Source organism: Rhodococcus sp. B7740 (assembly GCF_000954115.1).
Taxonomy (GTDB): Bacteria; Actinomycetota; Actinomycetes; order Mycobacteriales; family Mycobacteriaceae; genus Rhodococcoides.
Window position 1 is genome coordinate 5,310,103 of record NZ_CP010797.1, and the last position, 23,452, is coordinate 5,333,554.

Sequence of the window (23,452 nt, forward strand, 5' to 3'; positions counted from 1 at the left end):
ACCGGAAGGCCTGTACTCATGGTCATGACGTCGTATGCCGCTCCCGCGGGACCCGTGGACGCGAGCGACAGCGATGCCTCCGACATCGGCTCCACACCCGTCTCGCCGAAAGGGTCTGCGTGGCAGCGGTACCGCTGGACCGTCGTGCGCGCTTTGTCGCCGGTCGTCCTCCTCGTTCTGTGGCAGATCGCCAGCGCTGCCGGAGTTCTCTCCGAACGAGTGCTGCCTGCACCGTCACTGATCTTCGATGCAGGTCTGGAATTGCTGCGCAACGGCGAACTGGCGAACGCCCTGGCCATTTCCGGAACTCGCGTAGTCCAGGGGCTCGTGCTCGGTGGGGTGATCGGGGTGGCGCTCGGAGCGCTCGTCGGACTGTCCAAACTTGCCGAGGCAACCGTCGACCCGCCGCTGCAGATGCTGCGCGCGCTACCGCACCTCGGTCTCATCCCGCTGTTCATCCTGTGGTTCGGAATCGGAGAGACTCCCAAGATCCTGCTCGTTGCTCTGGGAGTCGCATTTCCGTTGTACCTGAACACGTTCTCGGCGATCCGCCAGATCGATCGTAATTTCCTCGACACGGCCGTCGTACTCGGTTTCTCGTGGCGTCAGCGGTTCACCACGATCATTGCGCCGAGCATCGCCCCGCAACTGCTGGTGGGACTTCGTCAGTCGTTGGCCATTGCGTGGTTGTCGCTGATCGTGGCCGAGCAGATCAACGCCGAATCCGGGCTCGGCTACATCATCAACAATGCGCGCGATTTCCTGCGGGTGGACACCATCATCTTCGGGCTCGTCGTCTACGCCCTGATGGGAATCGCCACCGACGGCATCGTCCGAGTCCTCGAAAAACGAGCTCTCCGTTACCGATTGGATGCCTGATTCATGACCTCGACGACGACCTCGGTCGCCACGCTGCGCGGCATCGACAAGTTCTACGGTGCCAGTCACGTGTTGAAGGGTGTCGACCTGTCCATCGAACGCGGCGAGATCGTCTCGCTGGTGGGAAGATCCGGCTCCGGTAAGTCGACGATCCTGCGCGTTCTGGCAGGACTGTCGACGGATCACACCGGGGAGCGGCATGTCGCCGGGCATCCCGCGGTGGCGTTCCAGGAACCGCGGCTGTTTCCGTGGCGCTCGGTCCGCCAGAACGTGTCCTACGGGCTCAACACAGCCGGCGTGACGGGGAACGATGCGTTGACAGCTGCGGATGCGACCCTCGACGAAGTCGGCCTCGCCGACAAGCGCGACGCATGGCCGATGACGTTGTCCGGCGGCCAAGCTCAGCGCGCCGCATTGGCCAGAGCATTGGTGGGCGAGCCGGAGCTGCTGCTGCTCGACGAACCGTTCGGCGCTCTCGACGCGCTCACTCGGCTGTCCATGCAGTCGCTGCTGCTCGACCTGTGGGGTCGGCACCGATTCGGCATCCTCCTGGTCACGCACGACGTCGACGAGGCAATTGCGTTGGGAGACCGGGTGTTGGTGCTCGACGGGGGTGGCGTCGCCGAGACCGTCACCATCGACCTGCCTCGTCCACGCGACCGAGGAACAGCCGGATTCTCTCGCATCCGCACTCATCTGCTCGGCGCGCTCGGCGTCCACTGAGCCGATCGATTTCACCGAACTCATCGATTTCACTGATACGAAGGATCGTTCACGCATGTCGTCACACGCTCGTTCCCGATCGCTGCGCGCCGTCGGGATACTCGCTGCCCTGTCCCTGACGGTTGTCGGACTCACCGGCTGCGTCTCCCGCGGCAGCGACACCACGGCCACCGAAGCGCCCGAACTCGTCTCGAACGATCAGCTCGCCACCGTCACCCTCGACGTCGGCGACCAGAAGGGTGGCACCGAAGCCCTGCTTCGTGCGTCCGGTGAGTTGGACTCTGCGCCGTACGATGTCGCGTTCTCCACCTTCACCTCCGGCCCGCCGCAGGTGGAGGCCGCAACGGCCGGTCAGATCGACTTCGCGGTCACCGGCAACACACCCCCGGTGTTCGGAGTCGCAGCCAATGCGCGCATCAAGGTCGTCTCCGCCTACAGCAACGACGCGAGCGGGGATCAGATTCTCGTGCCGCCCGATTCGACTCTCGCCACGTTCGCCGACCTGCGCGGCAAGAAGATCGCCGTCGGCAAGGGAAGTTCCGCGCACGGCCATGTCCTGCTGCAGTTGCAGAAGGCAGGGTTGACCACCGATGACGTTCAGCTGGTCTTTCTTCAGCCAGCCGATGCGCTGACGGCGTTCACCTCGGGTGAGGTCGACGCCTGGGCGATCTGGGATCCCTTCACCGCGATCGCGCAGGTCCAGAACGGCTCGAAAACGCTCACCACCGCAGAGGGCGTCGCCAACGGCTACGGCTTCGGCATCGCCTCGCAGCAGGCGCTCGACGATCCCGCGAAGAACACTGCCCTGCAGGACTTCGTGGTTCGTCTGGCCAAGGCGTCCGCCTGGGCGAACGCCAACCCGGCCGAGTGGGCGGCGGCGTATTCCACGGCCGTCGGCATCGACCCTGCCGCCGGTGAATTGGCTCAGGGACGAAGCCAGCGACCCGCAATTGCGCTCGACGACACGGTGATCGAGTCCGAGCAGGCACTCTTCGATGCCTTCGTCGAGAGCGGAAGCATTCCCGGCGGCAACACGTTCGCGGACTTCGTCGACACGCGGTACGCCGACGCCATCGCCGACGCCACCGCCTCCAGCAACTGACGAGCCACCAACTGATCACCCACCACGTCGTAGGAGTTCACTCGTGACCGCACGCATCTTCTGGTTCCTTCCCACCGCGGGCGACGGCCGTTCCATCGTCGGCGCCTCCCACGCATCCGGGAACCTCCGCGAACCCGCCGGGTTTCGTCGCCCGTCGCTGCGTTACCTCACCGAGGTGGCGCAGGCTGCGGACCGACTCGACTTCGAGGGCGTGCTGACTCCGACGGGAACCTGGTGCGAGGACGCGTGGCTGACCACGGCTGCTCTACTGCAGAGCACCCGACGGCTGAAGTTCCTCGTCGCCTTCCGTCCCGGCCTCACACCGCCCACGTTGGCGGCGCAGCAGGCGGCGACGTTGCAGCGCTTCTCGGAGGGACGGGTGTTGTTCAACATCGTCACCGGCGGCGACGACGTCGAGCAGCGTCGGTTCGGGGACTGGATAGACCACGATCGTCGCTACGCTCGCACCGACGAGTTTCTCGAACTCGTTCAACGCATCTGGACCGAGCCGTCGGTCGATCACAAGGGTGAGTTCTTCGAGGTGGCCGATGCACGGGTGTCCGAGGCACCGGATCCGTTGCCGGAGTTCTGGTTCGGTGGTTCGTCCGAGCCGGCTCTCGAGGTCGCGGCCAAGCGAGTGCAGACGTACCTGACGTGGGGCGAGCCGCCGGCCGACGCCCGCGCCAAGATCGAGAAGGTGCAGGCGCTCGCGGACGCCCAGGGCCGCAAGCTCACTTACGGCGTTCGCCTGCACACCATCAGCCGTGACACGTCCGAGGAGGCCTGGGCCGTCGCGCAGAAGCTTCTCGACGAGCTTCCCGAGGATCAGGTGTCGCAGGCTCACGCACTGCACTCGTCCTCGCAGTCCGAGGGTCAGCGCCGGATGGCCGCCTTGCACGGCGGCAGCAAGGATTCGCTCGAGATCTACCCGAACTTGTGGGCGGGTGTCGGACTCGTTCGCGGCGGAGCCGGGACGGCCCTGGTCGGTTCGCACGAGGAGGTCGCGGACCTGATCGGCGAATACCACGACGCCGGCTTCGACGAGTTCATCCTCTCGGGCTACCCGCACCTGGAAGAGGCGTATCACTTCGCCGAGGGCGTGCGTCCGATCCTCGATGCGCGCGGAATCACGGTGCCCGCTCGTCGGGTGTAGCTCTCGGTTCGAGGTGGCGGTTCACCACCCCTGCGCAATACCCTGGGGGAGCAGGTGACCCATCTGGGAGCGTTTCGTTTCCAGGTATCGGATGTTGGCCCGCGCGGCACCGACGATGATCGGCAGTCGTGCACTCACGTCGACCCCGTGCGCTTCGAGACCACGAATCTTGTCCGGATTGTTGGTCAGCAGGCGGACTGTGCTCAGACCGAGATCTTTCAGAATGGCTGCGGCGCCGCCGTATTCGCGTCCATCTGCCGGCTCGTCGAGCTCGAGATTGGCTTGTACGGTGTCGAATCCCTCGTCCTGAAGTCGATATGCAGCAAGCTTTTTCAGCAAGCCGATGCCGCGACCTTCGTGGCCGCGGAGGTACACCAGCACGCCGCCCTCCGCAGCGATTCGTTCGAGGGCAGTCTCGAGTTGCGGACCACACTCGCACCGTTGCGAGAGGAACGATTCACCGGTGAGGCACTCCGAATGCACTCGCACCAACGCGTTGTCGGTGACGTCTCCGGAGACCAGCGCCACGTGCTCGGCCCCGGTCTCGTGATCTGTGTAGCCGAACATCGCGAACGTGCCGTGTGGGGTCGTGAGGACGGTCTCCACCACCCGCCCGACGCGAGCGGGCCCGGCAACCGGTGCAGGGTCCCGAAGTTGGCGGTACGCGATGAGCTCCTCGATGGTGAGTACCGGAAGGTTCAGACGGGTGCCCAGGTTCTCGATCTCGGGAAAGCGCATCATCGATCCGTCGTCGGCCACCAGCTCGGCGATCACTCCCACGGCGGGCAACCCGGCGAGAGCACACAGGTCGACGGCGGCCTCGGTGTGTCCCGGTCGTTCCAGAACCCCACCCGGGCGAGCGCGCAGAGGGAGAACGTGCCCTGGCCGGATGATGTCCGACGCCACTGCGCCCGGATCTGCCAGCACCTGCAAGGTCTTCGCACGGTCGGCCGCGCTGATGCCGGTGGTGATCCCCGCGGCCGCGTCGACGGTCACGGTGTAAGCCGTCTTCTTCGGGTCCTGATTGTTCGACACCATCGGGGGTAGCTCCAGGGCATCTGCCCGTGCGTCGCTCATCGGAGCGCACAGCAACCCCGAGGTGTTGCGGACGGTCCAGGCCGTCCACGCGGGACTGACGCGGTCCGCCGCCAAGATCACGTCACCCTCGTTCTCCCGATCGGCCGAATCGGTGACGAACACCGGCTTTCCGGCCCGGAGGGCATCGAGGACATGTTCGACGGTACTCATCAGAGGTCTACCGCCAGTCGGCGAAACTTACTGCCGTGGAACACCATCGGTGCGATGCCGTCCTTGATTTCCAGTTCGTTGATGCGCATCAGAACGATGTCGTGGTCACCGGCTGTGACCTGCTCGGTCACCGAGGCGTCCAACCACATGCTCGCACCGTCGATGAACAGGGCACCGTCCTCCGTCGTCATGGTCGTCAGCCCCTCGAAGCGGTTACCCGTCTTCGCCGCGAGTGTTCGCGCCGCGACGTCGTGGAGTTCGCCGAGCACGCTGATCCCGATTCGCGGTGCTGCCGCGAACTTGGGCCACGTGGTTGAGGTGTCCTGAACACAGAATGCAACGAGAGGTGGATCGATCGACACCGCGACGAAGCTGCTTGCCGCCATCCCGACCTGTACTCCGTCGATCTCGGCGCAGACGGCGACGACGCCGCTGGGGAACTGTCCGAACGCGTTTCGCAGCACGGACTGGTCGAAGCTTGTGGTGCTCAGGGTCATGATGCATCCGTTCGGGTTCGGGCAGCGGCGAGAATGGTGTCGCCCCAGCGAGTTGCGTAGTCGGTGATTCGGGAATCGGTGGTGTAGGTCGAATCGATGAGGTAGAGGCCGGGTGCCGGTGTGACCGCGCCGAGTTCGACGAGAACGTGTTTGAGAAACAGATCGGGTGCCATGGCGTGGGCGGGACCGGCACCCAACATGAGCGGAACGGCAACGACATTCTTCAGTCCGGTGTCGCCTGCGAACTGGTCGAGGAACAACTTCAGCACTCCGGTGTACGTCGCCTTGAAGGTCGGACTTGCGAAGACGACGAGATCGGAGGACGACACGGTGTCCACTGCAGCCTGAACTGCGGCGTCACCCCATCCGAGGAGCCCGGGCCCGAGGGTGATCACGTCGACGGTTCCGCCCGGCTCACCCGTCAGTGCGGTGGCGAGAACGCGGGCGGCGTCGAGTGTTCGTGACTCGGGTTTCGGATTGCCCGCCACTACGGTGATTTTCATACGTGAACCTTTCGTTGGGGCGATGACACCAGCAAACAGCACGTGCGTAGCACCCTCGAGACTTCCCGGTTGCATGTCGATTGCGCCGTGTCGTGCTCGGCGATGCAGACCGTCGAGCTGGGGAAACGCCGAAATCCATGGGGCACAACGCCACCTGCATCAGAAGGCAGCGAGGTTCTCTCGGAACGTGGTTCGCGAATAACCGTCGCGAATCGCTCCGCGACGACGCAGCGCCGGAGCGAGACCGTCGGAGATTTCGGCGATGGCTTTGCGTGTGACAGGAGATGCGATGAGGAAGCCGTCTCCGCCGATGAATTCCATTGCCTCCTCCATTTTCTCGGCCACTGTCTCGACCGTTCCGACGAGCTCCATCGATTCCGTGGTCGGATAGTTCGCCACGATCTCGCGCAGGGTCTTGCCGGTTTTCGCCATGTCCGCGAGCGTGCTCTGGTGCCCGTTGTACTGGGTCAGATCGGGAACCGGCGCGTCTATGTCGAACTGTGAGAAATCGGTGCTGCTGAAGTACGACATCGCCGACAGGATGCCGTCGATGTTGTTTCGTTGCACTTCGCGCATCCGATCGCGTTTGACCAGAGCTTCCTCGTCGGTATCGGCCATGATGGGGCTGACCAGGAACAGCACTTTGACATCGTCGGGCTTGCGGCCGTACTCGACGAGCCTGCGGCTGATGTCCTCGCGGTATTCCTTCATGGCATCCAGTCCGCGGACATTGGCGATGATGGTGTCGGCGTGTTTTGCACCGAATGCGCGGCCGGCGGGAGAACCTCCGGCTTGGCAGATGACCGGACGACCCTGGGGGCCGCGCGGGACGTTCAGCGGACCTCGCGAGGCGTAGTACTTGCCCTCGAAATCGATCGTGTGAATCTTTTCGTGATCGGCGAACACTCCGGATTCCGAGTCCAGAACCAGGGCGTCCTCGTCCCACGAATCCCACAGTTGCGTGACGACGTCCACCCATTCGTCGGCCATCTCGTAGCGGAGATCGTGTTCGATCTGCTTGGCCAGTCCGTAGTTCTGTGCGGCTCCGTCGGCGCTCGCGGTGACGAGATTGATCCCGACCCGCCCCTTGGTCAGGTGGTCGAGAGTCGACATCAGTCGGGCCGCCAGGAACGGCGGATAGAACGTCGTGGCGACGGTGGCGATGATGCCGATGCGCTCGGTGGCGTCCGCCATCAGCGGCACGAGGGGCATCGGGTCGAAACGCACCGTGGTGCCGCGGCGTACGGAGCTTTCGAACGTCCCACGGTAGACGTTGGACAGTACCGACGAATCCTCGAGCATGATGTAGTCGAAGCCTGCACGCTCGAGGCTTCGCGCAGCATCGACGAAGAGATCGGGTCGACCAACGTCGGACGCCACGTTGCCCGACCACGGCTGGTTCCAGCCGTAGACCCCGAAGCCCGTCGTGAAGAACCAGCCGAGATGCATCATGCGGCGACGCCTGCGTCGATTCGACCGGTGGACGACTGCGTCGACACGACGCTGTCGGCGGGAGCGTGGTAGTTCATGCCAATCCCTCTCGTGATGGTTGGGCAACGTGACGGTTGCCGATGAAGGAAGCCTCCTGCAAACGCATTACCGAACGTGGCGCAGGCGTAAATGAGTTATTACGCCGCAAACATCGCCTGCTCGGGCGGTTTGTCGGTTCCGATAACGCCGCCGAGCAGCGCTGCAGAGGCGGGCCGAGACCTATGTCACTCCGGCGTTAATTAATTTCGGATCCCTCTGACCAGGGGATTCGAACGGCGTAATACTTCAGTTACGCCGAACGTCCCTTCCAGTAACGCGTGCCGAGAATGCTGTGCGCATCGAGCAATAGCTCTGCTGGAGACAATCGGCTTGGAGGATCGTGATGAGTGGCAACCTGCGCGCAGCGTATGCCGAGATCGACGCCGAACACGTGTGCAAGAGCTTCGACCGTCGTGGGTCCGGGTCGCCGGCCGTGGACGACATCAGCATGAAGGTGACGTCGAGCTCGGCCATCGGAATCGTCGGCGAGTCCGGCTCCGGTAAATCGACACTGGTTCGCATGATGTGCGGATTGCTCTCGCCCTCGGCGGGGTCGGTGTCGTACAACGGTGCCGAGTTGTCCGGGGTGCTCTCGACCCGTGCCGGTAGGCGCGAGTTCAGAGCGAAGGTGCAGTACGTCGCGCAGGACACGACGTCCTCGTTCGACCCACGCAGAACGTTGCGTGACGCTGTCCGGTTGCCTGCCATGCGTCTGCTCGGGATGGATGCGAAAGCTGCCGACGCACAGGTGAACTCGACACTGGAATCACTCGAACTCGATCCGGCCATGGCCGATCGGTTTCCCACCGAGGTATCGGGCGGTCAGCGTCAACGGTTCTCGATAGCCAGGGCGCTGGTGGTCCGACCGCGAATTCTCCTGTGTGACGAGGTGGTATCGGCATTGGACGTATCGGTCCAGGGAGCAATCCTGAACATGTTGCGGCAGTACTGCATCGACGCGGACTGTGGCTTGGTGTTCGTCTCGCACGGACTACCCGCGACGGCGTTCATCGCCAGGGACATGGTGGTCATGAGAAACGGTGTGATCGTGGAACAGGGCACTACCGACGACGTGGTCGAACGTCCCCAGGACCCGTACACGGCGGAGCTTCTCGAGGCCTACCGCGGTGCCGAGGACATCGAGCAACTCGCCGTGGCGGCAACGCGATGACCGGGTTTCTCGGACGGCAACGGTGGTGGCTCGGCCGAATCGCTGTGCTTCCGCTGCATCTGCTCGTGTTCGCGATCGCGGCGTTCTTCCTGGTTCGCGCGATCCCCGGCGACCCCGCACGTGAGGTGGTCGGTCCCGAGGCCACGGAAGCGGACTACCTGGCGACGAAGGCCGAACTCGGCCTCGACGGAAGCCTGTGGTCGCAGTTGACGACCTACCTGGGCAATCTGCTGCACTTCGATCTCGGCAACGCGATCATGACCGGCAGACCGGTCACTGCGGACATCGCAGACCGCCTGCCCGGAACCCTCGAATTGGCGGGCATCGCCTTCGCCTTTCTGTTGGCGATCACGCTGGCGCTCTCGGCCGTCGTCGTTGCCCGCCCGAAGTCCCTGGCTGCACGGATGGTGCGCGGGTACGCCCAAGCCGCTGGTGCCGTACCGGAATTCGTCGTCGGAGTCGTCGGCATCTTCCTGTTCTACGCCACCCTGCAGGTGGTCCCGGCCCCGTCGGGTCGAGTCAGGGCAGGACTGACCGAGCCCGAACCGATCACCTCCCTTCCGCTGCTCGACGCCGTTCTGCGCGGCGACACGGTCGTGGTGTCCTCGATGGTCTCGCACCTGTTTCTACCGATCGCCGTGCTCGTGCTCTCGGTCACCCCGATTCTGCTCAAACAGCTTTTGACAGCGCTCGATTCGAGCCTCACCGCGCAACCGACGATGTTCAAGATCGCCACCGGTTCGGCCCGCAAGTACATCTATGCAAGTGCGTACCGGCGAGCATTGCCGCCGACCGTCGCGTTGTTCGGCATGGTCTTCGGTTCTCTTCTCGGCGGTGCGGTCATCCTCGAGACCCTGTTCGGGCTCGGCGGCATGGGCCGATACGCCGTCGAAGCTGTCGCGGCGACGGATCTGATTGCGCTGCAGGGATTCCTGCTCGTAGTCGCGGCGATCTCGCTGATCGTGTTCCTGTGTGTCGATCTCGTCAACATGTTGCTCGACCCTCGCCGCAAGCCGGGCCGAGCCGGAGGTGGTTCCTGATGGTTGCTCTGGTTCCGAAGAAGGCCGTCTCCGACGCCCGCACAGGCCCACGTCGTCCGCGAAGGTCGATGTCGATCGGCACCGTGGCACTGTTCGTTCCACTGGCCCTGATCCTGCTGATCACCCTGATCGGACCGTGGATCGTCCCGTTCGATCCCACCAAGGTGGTCGGCTCGCCGTCCCAGTCTCCGGACACGGAGTTCTGGTTGGGAACCGACTCCAACGGACTCGATGTCTTCTCGCGCACCATTGCCGGTGCCCGCATCGATGTCACCATCGCGCTCGCGGTCACGATCGCCGCAACCGTGGCAGGCATCCTGATCGGGTTGACCATCGGAATGAGCGAGTCGGGACGCGGTCTCGGCGGATTCCTGGCCCGTGGGGCAGCACGTTTTCTGGATCTGCTCGAGGCCGTTCCCACGGTGATCGTCGCGCTGGTCGTCGTCTCGTTCTTCGGAACGTCCTCGATCACGATGATCTTCACACTGTCGATCATCCTTGCGCCGATTCAGGCGCGTTTGGTCCGCACCGAGGTACTGCGGGTGCGCGGCGACGCGTATCTCGACGCGGCCCGTCAGGCCGGACTGTCCGAGACCCAGTTGGTGTTCCGGCACGTACTGCCCAACTCCTCGGTGCCCGCATTGCAGAACGCGTCGGTGGTGTTCGGCATGACGATCATTCTCACCGCCGCGCTCGGCTTCCTCGGCGTCGGCCTGCCGCCGCCCACCCCCGAATGGGGCTCGATGATCACGCGCGGCGCAGGCGATGCCGCTATCGGGAAGCTGTGGTCGGCCGGCGCACCTGCCTTCGCGTTGTGCCTGACGGTGGCATCGGTTGCCGTCGTCGGCCGCAAGCTCACCGAGGGCACCCGCCGCTCGCACTGATATCGGCCCTCTTTCGTACGGCCCTCTTTCGTATCGGACAGTGCAGTCCGCGAATACCACTCTCGTGCATGGTCTCCCACGATCGAAGCCTCAGGGCTCGATCGGCGATGACACCTGCACTCGTGCACCGAACAAGGAGAACAACCTGTCATGAAAGCTTCTCATCGATTTCCCGTCGGACTCAGATGGGCGGTGCCGTTGCTCGTCGGTGCCCTTGCACTGACTGCGTGCTCGGACGGCGGAGGCGAGACCTCGGCGTCGAGCTCGGGGGAGATCATCGTGGTGACCCCCGACCAGGCGTCGAACGTGGTTCGGGACTACGGCTACACCGCCGGCACCGACAACCAGGACGTCACCAACAACATGCACGCCCAGCTGATCCGTAAGCCGTACGTGGAGGAGGAAGGCTCCGACGCGCTGGTGCAGGACTTCTACGATTTCGAGCCCTATCTCGCCGAGGGCTACGAGGTGAGCCCCGATCAACTCGTCTACACCTTCTCGCTGCGACAGGGTGTGATGAGTGACCACGGCAACGAACTCGATGCCGACGACGTCCTGTGGTCCTTCGAGCGCAAGTTCGCCACCCCGGGCGGAGGCATGGCCGGCTACTACAAGCCGATGTTGACCGACCCGGCAACGCAGATCGAGAAGATCGACGACTACACCGTCAGCTTCACCGTCGAGAAGGCCGGCTACGGTCTGACCCTGCTGGCCAATCTGGCGGAGAACATCGGGTCGATCTACGACAGCAACTATCTGATCGAGAACGCCACTCCCGAGGATCCTTACGCGGTTGCATGGGGTGCCGAGGACATGATGCGCGGCAACTTCGGTTACGGCGCATACATGTTGGAGTCGGTAACCCCGGGCCAGGAGATCGTCATGACGGCCAATCCCAACTTCGTGTTGGGTGAGCCGGAGATCAAACGGATCATTCGACGCGTCGTGGCCGACCCCGCCACTCGGGCCAACATGGTCACGCGCGGTGACGCAGACGTGGCCCTGGCGTTGCGCTCGTCCGACCAGGCGAGCTTGGCGAGCAACGATGCCGTGACGGTTCCGACGACCACCTCCAATCAGTACCTGTTGCTCTCGATGAACACCACGAGCGCACCGTTCGACGATGTGCGTGTGCGCCAGGCGATGGCGTACGCGATCCCGTACGACCAGATCCTGTCCGACGTGTTCTTCGGTCGCGCGTACAAGTACAACCACGTGCTCGACGACAAGGCGCCGAACTGGGACGGCAGCGATCTTCCCCAGTTCGACAGCGACCCCGAACGTGCGAAGTCGCTGCTCGCCGAAGCGGGACTCGACGGTCTTGCCTTCACCCTCAGCGTCAACAACCAACTCCCTGCCGCTCAGGACACGGCGATTCAGATCCAGTCCTATGCAGCCGAAGCGGGCATCGACGTGACGATCGCGGAAGTGCCAGCAGCGCAACTCAATGCCGACACCCTGGACGGCAAGGTCCAGGCAAGCCTGACCATGGGTGCCTCGGTCACCATGACCCCGCCGTATTCGCTGCAGCTGCTGACGCAACCGGGCGGTGGTTCCAACATCGCTCTGTGGAACGATCCCGAGTTCCTGTCGATGGTGGATCGAGGCCTCGATGCCGGTGACGCGTTGAGCCCCGAGGCCGGAGTGTTCTGGAATCAGGCCGAGCTGCGCATGACCGAGCAGGCCCCCTACATCTTCATCGCCAGGGTACGGCCGTCGGTGGCGCTGGAGGCAGGTATCGGCGGGTTCGTGCAGCGCACCGACTTCCGCATCGACTACTCCAACCTGACTCTGGGCTCGTAGGCTCCTCTGCCGCAGGCAGTTCGGTCGGTGGTCATATCCGCCGCCCCGACCGAACTGCGTGCGGAAATGCCGCCGAACGACGGCGAAATCGGACGGCTACCGAGAATGCGGCTCGTCGAAACATCGAGGCGGTGTAGTCGTCAAGACACAGCGCGAACGAAAAACCAGCGAGGACACTATGACAGACAACAGATTTCATCTCGGTTGGTTCGGCAGCTTCGTACCGACGACCTGGAACGCGGCCTTCGAGGGCACCGACAGCGGGGACTGGCTCAACGGAGACTTCTATGTCGATTTCGCCAGGACTCTCGAGCGCGCGTGCTTCGACTTCCTGCTCCTCGAAGATTCGTCGATGGTGTCGGACACGTACGGCGGAAGCTCGGAGGCGACCCTGAAGACCGGCGGGTGGGCACCGAAAGGTGATCCGATGGCGTTGGCTCCCTTGCTCACCCGGGCCACCAGTCATCTCGGTATCGCCTTGACCGCATCGACGTCTTTCTATCCGCCCTATCTTCTCGCACGCTCGATCTCCTCACTCGATCACCTGTCCTCGGGTCGTATCGGGTGGAACGTGGTGACCTCCAGCGAAGATCGCGCAGCCCAGAACTTCGGTATGGACGCACTACCTCCGCACGACGAGCGCTACGTGCGCGCCGACGAGTACGTGGACCTGGTCGAGAAGCTCTGGGACTCCTGGGATGCCGACGCTGTGGTGATGGACCGCGAGACGTCGACGTACGTCGACCACACCAAGGTCCACACCATCGACTTCCAGGGCAAGTACTACTCCTCGCGCGGACCGCTCAACACTCTGCCGTCACCACAGGGGCGACCTGTCATCACGCAGGCAGGCGGCTCGCCGGCCGGGCGCGACTTCGCGGCCAAACATGCGGACATGATCATGGCGCTCCCCAAAGGTGTTGCAGCGATGAAGGAGTACCGGTCCGACATCAGGCGCCGGATGGCGCTGCACGGCCGCGATCCCGATTCGGCAAAGGTGATGTACGTGGTCTCTCCCATCCTCGGTGAGACCCACGAGGATGCGCTCGCGCGAAAGGAACGCAAAGCGGCGGCGGTTCGCGCCAATCCTGCGGGGGTGCTCATCGGCTGGTCGGCAAGCATGGAGATCGACTTCTCCACGTTCGATCTCGACAAGCCGATGCCCGAGGACGTGCACACCAACGGACACCAGTCCACCTTGGAGAACTTCCGCAACTGGGCCGACGGCCGAACGCTCCGCGAGGCCTGCGTGGCCTACCGAACCGAATCGATGGAGCTGGTCGGTACACCGGATGCTGTTGCCGCGCAGATGGGCGACGCCATGGCAGAGGTCGGCGGGGACGGGTTCTTGATCTGGAGCCAGCCGCACAACCGGCGCTACATCGGTGAGATCGCAGACGGACTCGTGCCCGCTCTGCAGAGCCGAGGTCTGATGCGGACCGAGTACAGCAGCGATCATCTGCGCGACAACCTGCTCGAATTCTGACCCTCTCACTCGTTTCGTATCTGGAGAAAACTATGACTGCCAACAAATTTCACCTCGGATGGTTCCTCGGAGCCGGTTTCGGCGTCCAGTCCTGGAACCAGCCGTGGTCGGGTACCGGTGCGACCGACTGGATGATGCCCGATCAGTACGTGGACCTGGCGCACTCGCTCGAGCGGGCGTGTTTCGACTTCCTCATCATGGAGGACTCGGTGCAGGTGTCGGACACCTACAAGGGTTCGATGGAGTACTACCTGGCCACCGCATCCGCTGCGCCCAAACATGATCCGGCCGTACTCGCCGGAATCCTGTCGTACACGACCAAGCACCTCGGCATCGTTCCGACCCTGACTACCACCTTCTACCACCCGTACACCGTCGCGCGGTTGATGTCGACACTCGATCACATCGCCCAGGGACGCATCGGCTGGAACATCGTCACCGGCAGTAATACTCGCGCAGCGCAGAACTACGGATTCGACATGCCCGAGCACGATCTGCGCTACGACATCGCCGACGAGTTCGTCGAGGTGGCCTGCAAGTTGTGGGACTCCTGGGAAGACGGAGCGGTGCACGCGGACACCTCGCCGGGCGGCATCTACGCCGACCACGAGAAGGTCAACCGGATCGACTTCGAGGGCAAGTTCTTCAAGTCCCGCGGACCGCTCAACACCATTCCCAGCCCGCAACGCCGCCCGGTCTTCCTCCAGGCAGGAGGCTCCGACAAGGGCAAGGAATTCGCAGCCAAGCACGCGGACGCCATCATCTCCAATCCACACGGCACCGACAAGATGCGACGCTACCGCGAGGACATCCGCCAGGGAGCCATCGAGGCCGGCCGCAACCCCGACGACGTCAAGGTGATGTACCTGATCTCACCGATTCTCGGTGAGACGACGGCCGAGGCGAAGGCCAAGAAGAAGCGTCGCGCAGATGCCGCGTCGAGCAACATCGAGGCGCTGCTCGCCGGTCGTTCGCACCTCTCGGGGATCGACCTGAGTCGGTTCGACCTGGACGAGCCACTACCGGTCGACCTCGAAAGCAACGGCCATAGAAGCAGTTTCGCGGAGTTCAGGGGAGACGGAACGCAGACTCTGCGTGAGCGCCTCACAGGACACAGTGCCATCGACACCCTGGATTTCGTCGGCACTCCCGACGACGTTGCCGACATGATGGACGGCGTCATGCAGGAGGTGGGCGGCGACGGGTTCCTCATCGCCGGAGCTCCGATGAACCGGCGTTACGTCGCCGAGATCACCGACGGGCTCGTCCCCGCTCTCAAGCGTCGAGGTCTGACGCGAACATCGTACGAGCACAGCCACTTCCGTGACAATCTGCGCGCTTTCTGATCGCGCCGGTTCCGGAGAAGAGGAGAAGACATGTTCCACCTTGGTTGGTTCCTGAGCTGGCAGGTGCAGTCGTGGAACCAGATGTGGTCGGGGGAGGGCGGGACCGAATGGAACCACCCCGAGCTCTACATCGACATGACGAAGGCGCTCGAGCGCGCCGGCTTCGACTACATCATGTTCGAGGACGGCTCGTTCGTTCCCGACTCGTTCGGTGGCTCATCGCAATGGTGGTTGGCCAATGCCCGTTCGGTTCCCAAACAGGATCCGAACTCGTTGCTGCCCATCCTCAGCCAGCACACCGAGCATCTGGGACTCATCGCGACTATGACGACGTCGTTCCACCCGCCCTACATGGCGGCGCGCACGTCTGCCACGCTCGATCACCTCAGCAACGGGCGAGCAGGCGTCAATCTGGTGACCTCGCACAACGTTCGGACAGCGCAGAACTTCGGCTATGCGGACATGTTCGAGCACGACCACCGGTACGAGATGGCCGACGAGTGGATAGATCTCGTCAAGCAACTGTGGTCGTCGTGGGAGCCGGATGCGGTTCGCCTCGATCGTGAGGCGGGTGTGTTCGCAGATTTCGAGAAGGTTCACAACATCGATTTCGCGGGCAAGTACCACTCCTCCCGTGGACCGCTGAACACCACACCGACGCCGCAGGGTCGACCGGTGATCTGCCAGGCCGGTGGCTCACCTGCAGGTCGTGCTTTCGCAGCCAAGCACGCCGAGACGATCCTCGCGCAGGTCGAGAGTGTCGAGGCCATGAAGTCCTATCGCGACGACGTCCGTGCCCGCATGGTCGTCGAGGGCCGCGACCCGGATTCGTGCAAGATCATGTTCATCGTCAGCCCGGTGCTCGGGGAGACCGAGCGCGAGGCGCAGGACAAGAACGAGCGGATTCTCGACGGGTTCCGCAACAACATCGAGATCAACCTCGCCTCGATGTCCTATGCCAGTGGCATCGACTTCTCGAAGTTCGATCTCGACGCCCCGATGCCGACCGTCGAGACCAATGCCGGCAGAGCATCGATGGAGTTGATCGGTGCCAACGCCACCGGAATGACGCTGCGCGAAGCGGCGAGCTCGGACATCAGGAAGTCCGTCCAGCTGATCGGTACGGCCGACGCTGTGGCCGAGCAGATGGGCGACATCGCCGCCGAGGTCGGCGGCGACGGGTTCCTCATCTCCGCGAACGTGAACCGGCGGTACATCAGCGAGATCACCGACGGGCTGGCACCCGAGCTGCGCAAGCGCGGACTGATCCGTGACGGATACGCGCACAGTCTCTTCCGTGACAACCTGATGGACTTCTGATCGCCACTGCGAGGGTCGATCCGGTGACGGAGGTGCGGCCCGACTCCTATCCCTGGCGCGTGCTGTCCGTCACCGGCCTCGGGATGAGCCTGACGTTCGTATCGGTCTCGATGCTCCCCGTCGCGCTACCGGACATGAGCGCGGGACTCGGTGCGTCTGCAGCCCAGACGGATTGGTTCATGCTCGCGTATCTGCTCACCACAGCGGTGTTGATCCTGGTGCTCGGCAAGCTCGCAGACATCGTGGGCCGACGCCCGGTCTACCTCGCCGGACTGGCATGCCTGACCGTCAGTGCCGCGGTCATCGCGCTGGCGAGCGATCCGAACATCGTCATCGGACTTCGCATCGTCCAGGGCATCGGTGCAGCAGCGGTGATCACCAACACGACGGCGTTGCTCGTCGAGGCGTTCGAGCCGCAGAAGCTCTCGATCGGCATCGGCTGGAACATCACGATCATGTCGCTCGCCGTTTCGATCGGACCGTTGCTCGGCGGTGTGTTGACCGAGACCGTCGGATGGCAGGGGGTGTTCGGCGTCCTGGTACCTCTGGGCATCGTGGGGACGGTATGGGCCGCGATCACATTGCGTCGTAGCCCCCGTAAGGCCCGTAACACATCGTTCGATCTCGCCGGTGCCGCCGGCTCGATGGTCATCCTCGGGGGACTGGTCTACGGGGTGAACCGCGGTGGCAGTTCGGGTTTCGGCTCGTGGAACGCAGTGCTGCCGCTCGTGGCCGTGATCGTCGTGCTGCCGGTGTTCTGGTGGTGGGAGAAGCGCGCAGCAGACCCGATCGTGGATCCGACGTTGCTGATCGATCGCTTCCGGGGCAGCGCATACACCGCCTCCTTTCTGGTCACCATGGCCGAAGGCGCTGTCGCGGTGACGATGTCGCTCTACCTGCAGAGCGTCGAAGGGGCGAGTCCCGTCCATGCAGGCCTGCAGATCACTGCACTCGCGGTCGGAACGACGGTGATGTCGCCGATCGCCGGTGCCCTCACCACTCGCGTCTCGACGCGGACCCTGACCACGGTGTCCACGCTCGGTACCGCCGCCGTTCTGACAATGCTCGGGTTGCACATCGCGGGCCCGGCACAGTCCGTGCCGATCGTGGTGATCCTGTTTCTGCTCGGCCTCTCCGGTGGCATCTTCAAGACGGCCAACGCGTCGGCGATCAACGTGGGTGTGCCCGCCGACCGATCGGGCATGGCCAACGGTCTTCGCGTGTCTCTGGACAACACGGCGGTGACTCTCAGCACCGCGCTCGCGCTGGTCCTGGCTGTCTCTGCAATTCCGCCTGCTCTGCGCGAGGTGGTGTATTCCGGTGACGCACGGATGTCCACGGAGATCGAACTCGGAGCGCTGACATCGGGATTCGTCCTGGCCGTCGCAGTGATGGCCGTCGCCGCACTGCTCGCCGCTGTGGCATCGGTGTGGCGTGGAGTGCACCCACACGAACCCGCCGAGCTGACTCGGCTGAACACAAGTACCGGACCCGTATCGAGAACAAGGAGCACGGCATGACCAAATTTCATCTGGGATGGTTCACCAACTTCTCCAACCCGCCGTGGAACACGACGTGGGCCGGCGACGAAGGACGGACATGGGCCAACGGAGAACTGCACGTGGATTTCGCGCGGTCTCTCGAGCGGGCCTGCTTCGACTACATCATGCTCGAGGATTCCTCGATGGTCTCCGATGCGTACGAGCAGACGTCCAGGGTCGATCTCAAGTACGGCCTGTATGCGCCCAAGCACGATCCGGTCACCCTGGTGCCGATGCTGACCGCAGCCACCGAGCACATCGGCGTCATCGCTACCTGCTCCACGTCGTTCTATCCGCCGTGGTTGCTCGCTCGACGGTTCTCCACGCTCGATCATCTCAGTGGAGGTCGCGTCGGCTGGAACGTCGTGACGTCGAGCGAGGATCGCGCTGCGCAGAACTACGGAATGGACAAGCTGGCCGAGCACGACCAAAGGTACGAGCGCGCCGACGAATTCGTCGATCTGGTCAAGCAGCTGTGGGCATCGTGGGAGGACGATGCCATGGTGCTCGATCGAGAGAGCGGTACCTACGTCGACCACACCAAGGTGCACGTGACGAACTTCCGAGGCAAGTACCACGCGTCTCGCGGGCCGCTCAATCTTCCTCGATCGCCGCAGGGCGAGCCGGTGATCTGCCAGGCAGGCGGGTCACCGCGCGGACGCGAGTTCGCCGCTCGCAACGCCGAAACGATCCTCAGCGCAGCCAAGGACCCGGCCGCGATGAAAGCCTTCCGCGACGACATCAGGATGCGGATGGAGAAGGCCGGTCGTGACCCGGACAGCTGCAAGATCATGTTCATCACGCAACCGGTGCTGGCGGATACCGAGGCGGACGCTCGCGCGAAGGTGGATCGCATGGCAGCCGATGTCGACTCACGCATCGAGTCCGCGCTCGGCCACATCTCTGCGCTCACCGAAATCGATCTCTCCACATATCAACTCGACGAGGAGTTCCCCGAACTGTCCACCAACGGACACCGCACCACGCTCGGTGACTTCCTCTCGTACGGCAACACGCCGCGTTCGGCGGCATTGGGGTGGTCGATGAAGAACGTGCACTACGTCGGTACGCCGGACTCCGTTGCCGAGCAGATGGGCGAGACGATGGACTTCGTCGGGGGCGACGGATTTCTCATCACCGGCAGTATCGGTCGCCGGTACGTCGGGGAGATCACCGAAGGCCTCGTCCCAGCGCTGCAGCGCCGCGGACTGGTGCGTACCGAATACGAACACGAGATGTTCCGTGAGAATCTCATGTCGTTCTGATGCGGTTGCTGCGCAGAGACTCCGTGGTTCCCGGACCGGTCTACGCGTTGGCGTTCGTCAACGTGTGTATCGGACTCGGATACGGCGTCGTGGCCCCGGTCATCCCGGTGTTCGCACGAGACTTCGGAGTCTCCGATCTCGCGGCGTCGTCGGTGGTGAGCATCTATGCGTTCACCCGGGTGCTGTCCTCCTTCGGTGCCTCACGGTTGCTCGTGCGATTCGACGAGCGGTCGGTGCTCACCGCAGGCCTGCTGCTGGCTGCAATGTCCTCGCTCGCTGCAGCATTCGCGCCGACATTTCTGTTGCTGCTGATCCTGCGGGCCGTGGGCGGAGTCGGCACGGCGATGTTCACCGTGGCCGGTCAACAACTGCTGTTCCGCTACAGCACCCCCGACACCGGAGGAAGAACCGCGTCCGTCTTTCAATCGGGATTCCTGATCGGCGGCGTCCTGGGGCCGGTGATCGGCGGTGCCGTCGCATTGCTGTCGCTCCGCGCGCCGTTCCTGACGCACGCGGTGACGTTGATCGTCGGTGTCGCCGTCGTCTGGTTCGCCTTCCGGTCGAGCGACAAGAAGGACGCCGCGAACGGCGTCGTGCACGATCTGTCGACGCGACCGGAGATCATGACGCTACGAAGCGCCATGCGACACCGAGGCTTTCGTGCGTCGATCGCGTCGAACTTCGCCAACGGCTGGGTCGGGAACGGTGTGCGTTTCACACTGGTTCCACTGTTCGTCGCCACTGTGATCGGCGGCAGCCCGTTCGTGTCCGGCCTCGTACTCGTGGTCGGGGCCGTAGTACAGATCGTCGTCGTCAAACCTGCGGGCAAGCTTGTCGACAGCTGGGGCAGGCGACCCATGCTGGCATTCGGGTCGGCGGCGATCCTGCTCGGAATCTGCGCTCTCGCCGCCTTTCCGACGCTGCCGGTCCTGATAGCGACGATGGTGCTCTGGGGAGTGGGCGGTACGTGCGCCATGGTCGCCAGCGCAGCGACGGTCGGCGACGTTCTCGAGGGCAAAGGTGGCAGTCCTGTCGCCGTCTATCAGGTCACCTTCGACGTCGGCACCATGCTCGGCCCGCTCGTTGCCGGAGCCGTTGCAGCACAGGTGTCGTACTCGCTCGCCTTCACTGCGAGCATCCCGGTCGCCGCGCTGGCACTGCTGCTGGCTCTGCGACCGTGGCGCACCACCGCGATCTCGACGCCCGAAACGAAAGTGGTCGTCAACGAGGAATCTGCGGTGCCTGCACCCACCATTCGCAATCACTCCATGGGAAAAGAGGATCGATGTCACAACCGTTCACACTCGGGTGGTTCACCAACTACCTCGTACCGGACTGGACCGGCCCCTTCGCCGGCACCGGCGGAACAGACTGGGCCGACGGCTCTTTCGCTGTCGACATCGTGCGCAGGTTCGAACGAGCGGGAATCGACTTCGTGATGTTGGAGGATTCCACCGCGCTGACCGACATCTACGGCGGCACTTTCGAATCCGAACTCAAGTGGACGCCGCGTGCCCCCAAGCACGATCCGATGGCGCTGGCCTCGCGCCTGGCGTACGAGACCGACAGGATCGGGATCGTCGTCACCGCGTCCACCAGCTTCTACCCGCCATTCCTGCTCACCCGGTTGCTGTCGACACTCGACCACCTCAGTCGAGGCCGAATCGGCTGGAACATCGTCACCTCCACGGGTGATCGGGCAGCGCAGAACTTCGGCCGGGACACCTTGCCCACTCACGACGCGCGCTACGAGATCGCAGAGGAATTCGTCGACGTCGCGAACAAGCTGTGGGCGTCCTGGGACGCCGATGCCGCGTCGCCGATCGTGCCGAACCTCGAGTCCTATGTGGACCACACCAAGGTCAGGACCATCGACCACGACGGCGAGCACTTCTCCGTCCGGGGACCGCTCAACACCCTGCCCAGTCCACAGGGCAAGCCGGTGCTGTGCCAGGCCGGCGCGTCGAAGTCCGGTATCGATCTCGCCGCCAGGGTGTCGGATCTGGTGGTCGCTGCGCCCAAGGGGCGTGACGCGATGCGTGAGTACCGAAAGACGGTGCGGGCCCGCGCAACGGAGTTCGGGCGCGACCCGGACGCCGTCAAGGTCTTGTACATGGTGACCCCGATCCTGGGGGAGACCGAGGACGACGCGCGGCGCAAGGCCGAGCGCTACTACGAGGCGACCGATGCGGCCATCGCGCGACGGCTGATCATGTTGTCCGGTGACATCGACTTCTCGTTGCTCGACGTGGACAAGCCGATTCCGGACGACCTACGTACCGAGGGCAGTACCAGCATTCTCGACAACCTACGTAAATGGGCCAACGGCCGGTCCATTCGCGAGACCGTGGCCACCGAACGCACGGAGTCGCTCCGGCTCGTCGGGACGCCGCAGACAGTGGCCGACGAAATGGAGAGTGTCATGGACGACGTGGGTGGGGACGGATTCCTGTTCTTCGGGGGCGGCGGTGGCGTGCTGAACCGCCGATACGTCGACGATGTCTGTGACGGGCTGATGCCCGAGCTCTCTCGTCGCGGTGTGGCAGGCACCGGATACCGGGGCAGCAACTTCCGCGAGCATCTGGCAGGTGCGCGATGAGCGCACCTCGGATTCACCTGGCCTGGTTCACCAGCTTTCGGCCACCGGTGTGGAGCTCGCACTGGACCGGGTCGGACGCCGATACCTGGGCAGACGGACGGTTCCACGTCGAGATGGCCCGCGCACTGGAACGGGCGGGCTTCGACTATCTGATGCTCGAGGATTCGGCAATGGTGTCCGACAGCTACGGCGGCACGACCGAATTCGATCTTGCGAAGGCGCAGTACGCCCCGAAACACGATCCGGTGGCACTGGTTCCGATGTTGGCCGCTGCCACGTCGCGGCTCGGGATCGTGGCCACGATGTCCACCAGTTTCTATCCGCCGTACCTGCTGGCGCGTACGGTCTCCACTCTGGACCACATGTCGCACGGGCGGGTCGGGTGGAACGTGGTGACCTCCAGTGAGGACCGCGCGGCCCAGAACTTCGGGATGGCAGCGCTGCCGCCGCACGACGAACGATACGAGCGCGCAGAGGAATTCGTCGAGGCAGTCGATGCGCTCTGGGGTTCCTGGGATGCCGACGCAGTGGTGATGGACCGAACGACCAACACCTACGCCGACCACACCAAGGTGCACGACGCCAATTACGTCGGCAAGTATCACCGCACTCGTGGTCCGCTGAACACGCTGCCGATGCCCCAGGGCAGGCCGGTGATCTGCCAGGCAGGCGGGTCCCCTCGGGGACGGATGTTCGCTGCTCGCAACGCGGACACGATCATCTGCCAAGCCCAGGGCATCGCGGCGATGAAGGCCTTCCGCGACGATGTCCGATCCAAAGCTTCCGACGCAGGACGTGATCCGAACTCGATCAAGATCCTGTACATCGTGGCCCCGGTGCTCGGCGACACGGATCAGGAGGCGCGGGAACTCGATGCACGCTCTCGAGAAGCCACCGACGGCCGCGTCCATGCGGCGCTCGCGCACATCTCTGCGGTGACGGGTAACGACCTGTCGACCCTCGACATGGATGCACCACCGCCGGAGCTGTCCACCAACGGTCACCGGACCACGCTGGCGGACTTCCTCGCGGGTTCGGGCAGTAGCAAGTTCAACGACGACGGCACTCCCAAGACGCTGCGCCAGCTGGCTGCGACATGGTCGATCACGTCGGTGCCGCTGGTGGGAACGCCCGATACCGTTGCCGAACAGATGGAGGAGGTCATCGACGCTGTCGGCGGAGACGGCTTCCTGATCACCGGAAAATTGGGGCGTCGGTACTACACCGAGGTCACGGATGGTCTGGTGCCTGCACTGCGTCGGCGCGGGTTGGTACGAGAAACCTATGCGCACAACCAGTTCCGCGATAATCTCTTGGACTTCTGACATCCCCTCCGAAGAAAGGGGTCGGTGTTCGCACCGA

Annotated in this window: 20 protein-coding genes; 16 read left to right on the forward strand and 4 right to left on the reverse strand. The window is 63.9% G+C overall.

Annotation, left to right across the window (positions count from 1 at the left end; translation table 11 throughout):
- Positions 1-24: 24 nt before the first annotated feature.
- From NY08_RS24870 to NY08_RS24885, 4 genes are read left to right on the forward strand one after another with little or no spacing between them, the layout of a single operon-like run.
- The gene (locus NY08_RS24870; protein ID WP_144407429.1) at positions 25-879 is read left to right on the forward strand and encodes an ABC transporter permease; all 855 of its coding nucleotides are present in this window, start codon (positions 25-27) and stop codon (positions 877-879) included.
- Positions 880-882: 3 nt separating this feature from the next.
- Positions 883-1,602: an ABC transporter ATP-binding protein gene (locus tag NY08_RS24875; protein WP_045199383.1), complete on the forward strand. Its 720-nt coding sequence runs from the start codon at positions 883-885 to the stop codon at positions 1,600-1,602.
- A gap of 55 nt (positions 1,603-1,657) precedes the next feature.
- Complete coding sequence (locus tag NY08_RS24880) at positions 1,658-2,704, forward strand: ABC transporter substrate-binding protein (protein WP_045199385.1); 1,047 nt, start codon at positions 1,658-1,660, stop codon at positions 2,702-2,704.
- 43 nt (positions 2,705-2,747) lie between these two features.
- Positions 2,748-3,857 carry an LLM class flavin-dependent oxidoreductase gene (locus NY08_RS24885; RefSeq protein ID WP_045199387.1) on the forward strand — a complete coding sequence of 370 codons (1,110 nt, stop codon included), beginning with the start codon at positions 2,748-2,750 and terminating at the stop codon, positions 3,855-3,857.
- A 21-nt stretch (positions 3,858-3,878) separates the two neighbouring features.
- Here the strand turns inward: NY08_RS24885 and NY08_RS24890 are convergent, their stop codons facing one another.
- The 4 genes from NY08_RS24890 to NY08_RS24905 all read right to left on the reverse strand — a co-directional run bounded on the left by NY08_RS24890 (position 3,879) and on the right by NY08_RS24905 (position 7,557).
- Entirely contained in the window at positions 3,879-5,105 is a 1,227-nt protein-coding gene (locus NY08_RS24890) for a bifunctional 3,4-dihydroxy-2-butanone-4-phosphate synthase/GTP cyclohydrolase II (RefSeq protein WP_045199389.1), read from the reverse strand.
- On the reverse strand, positions 5,105-5,602 hold the full coding sequence (locus NY08_RS24895; RefSeq protein WP_045199390.1) for a flavin reductase family protein: 498 nt from the start codon (positions 5,600-5,602) through the stop codon (positions 5,105-5,107). The genes NY08_RS24890 and NY08_RS24895 overlap by 1 nt, the downstream gene beginning before the upstream one ends.
- Positions 5,599-6,105: an NADPH-dependent FMN reductase gene (locus NY08_RS24900; protein WP_045199391.1), complete on the reverse strand. Its 507-nt coding sequence runs from the start codon at positions 6,103-6,105 to the stop codon at positions 5,599-5,601. Before NY08_RS24900 ends, NY08_RS24895 begins: the two co-directional genes overlap by 4 nt.
- Positions 6,106-6,264: 159 nt before the next feature.
- A complete protein-coding gene (locus NY08_RS24905; protein WP_045199393.1) occupies positions 6,265-7,557 on the reverse strand; it encodes an NtaA/DmoA family FMN-dependent monooxygenase in 1,293 nt (430 codons plus the stop codon).
- Between the two features lie 421 nt (positions 7,558-7,978).
- Here NY08_RS24905 and NY08_RS24910 point away from each other — a divergent pair, with 421 nt between their 5' ends.
- The 12 genes from NY08_RS24910 to NY08_RS24965 all read left to right on the forward strand — a co-directional run bounded on the left by NY08_RS24910 (position 7,979) and on the right by NY08_RS24965 (position 23,415).
- Positions 7,979-8,806, forward strand: a complete 828-nt coding sequence (locus NY08_RS24910) for an ABC transporter ATP-binding protein (RefSeq protein ID WP_045199396.1) — start codon at positions 7,979-7,981, stop codon at positions 8,804-8,806.
- Positions 8,803-9,846, forward strand: a complete 1,044-nt coding sequence (locus tag NY08_RS24915) for an ABC transporter permease (protein WP_045199398.1) — start codon at positions 8,803-8,805, stop codon at positions 9,844-9,846. The genes NY08_RS24910 and NY08_RS24915 overlap by 4 nt, the downstream gene beginning before the upstream one ends.
- Entirely contained in the window at positions 9,846-10,730 is an 885-nt protein-coding gene (locus NY08_RS24920) for an ABC transporter permease (protein WP_045199400.1), read from the forward strand. Before NY08_RS24915 ends, NY08_RS24920 begins: the two co-directional genes overlap by 1 nt.
- A gap of 150 nt (positions 10,731-10,880) precedes the next feature.
- The gene (locus tag NY08_RS24925; RefSeq protein WP_045199402.1) at positions 10,881-12,533 is read left to right on the forward strand and encodes an ABC transporter substrate-binding protein; all 1,653 of its coding nucleotides are present in this window, start codon (positions 10,881-10,883) and stop codon (positions 12,531-12,533) included.
- A 178-nt stretch (positions 12,534-12,711) separates the two neighbouring features.
- Positions 12,712-14,019 carry an NtaA/DmoA family FMN-dependent monooxygenase gene (locus tag NY08_RS24930; protein ID WP_045199404.1) on the forward strand — a complete coding sequence of 436 codons (1,308 nt, stop codon included), beginning with the start codon at positions 12,712-12,714 and terminating at the stop codon, positions 14,017-14,019.
- A gap of 32 nt (positions 14,020-14,051) precedes the next feature.
- On the forward strand, positions 14,052-15,365 hold the full coding sequence (locus NY08_RS24935) for an NtaA/DmoA family FMN-dependent monooxygenase (protein ID WP_045199405.1): 1,314 nt from the start codon (positions 14,052-14,054) through the stop codon (positions 15,363-15,365).
- Between the two features lie 30 nt (positions 15,366-15,395).
- A complete protein-coding gene (locus NY08_RS24940; RefSeq protein WP_045199406.1) occupies positions 15,396-16,685 on the forward strand; it encodes an NtaA/DmoA family FMN-dependent monooxygenase in 1,290 nt (429 codons plus the stop codon).
- A 23-nt stretch (positions 16,686-16,708) separates the two neighbouring features.
- Complete coding sequence (locus NY08_RS24945; protein WP_052683939.1) at positions 16,709-18,205, forward strand: MFS transporter; 1,497 nt, start codon at positions 16,709-16,711, stop codon at positions 18,203-18,205.
- Complete coding sequence (locus NY08_RS24950) at positions 18,202-19,491, forward strand: NtaA/DmoA family FMN-dependent monooxygenase (protein WP_045199408.1); 1,290 nt, start codon at positions 18,202-18,204, stop codon at positions 19,489-19,491. Before NY08_RS24945 ends, NY08_RS24950 begins: the two co-directional genes overlap by 4 nt.
- On the forward strand, positions 19,491-20,930 hold the full coding sequence (locus tag NY08_RS26555; protein ID WP_052683940.1) for an MFS transporter: 1,440 nt from the start codon (positions 19,491-19,493) through the stop codon (positions 20,928-20,930). Before NY08_RS24950 ends, NY08_RS26555 begins: the two co-directional genes overlap by 1 nt.
- Positions 20,894-22,090: an NtaA/DmoA family FMN-dependent monooxygenase gene (locus NY08_RS24960; RefSeq protein ID WP_052683941.1), complete on the forward strand. Its 1,197-nt coding sequence runs from the start codon at positions 20,894-20,896 to the stop codon at positions 22,088-22,090. Before NY08_RS26555 ends, NY08_RS24960 begins: the two co-directional genes overlap by 37 nt.
- Positions 22,087-23,415 (forward strand): NtaA/DmoA family FMN-dependent monooxygenase, encoded by a 1,329-nt coding sequence (locus tag NY08_RS24965; protein WP_045194158.1) that lies wholly within the window; start codon positions 22,087-22,089, stop codon positions 23,413-23,415. Before NY08_RS24960 ends, NY08_RS24965 begins: the two co-directional genes overlap by 4 nt.
- The last annotated feature ends 37 nt before the right edge of the window (positions 23,416-23,452 follow it).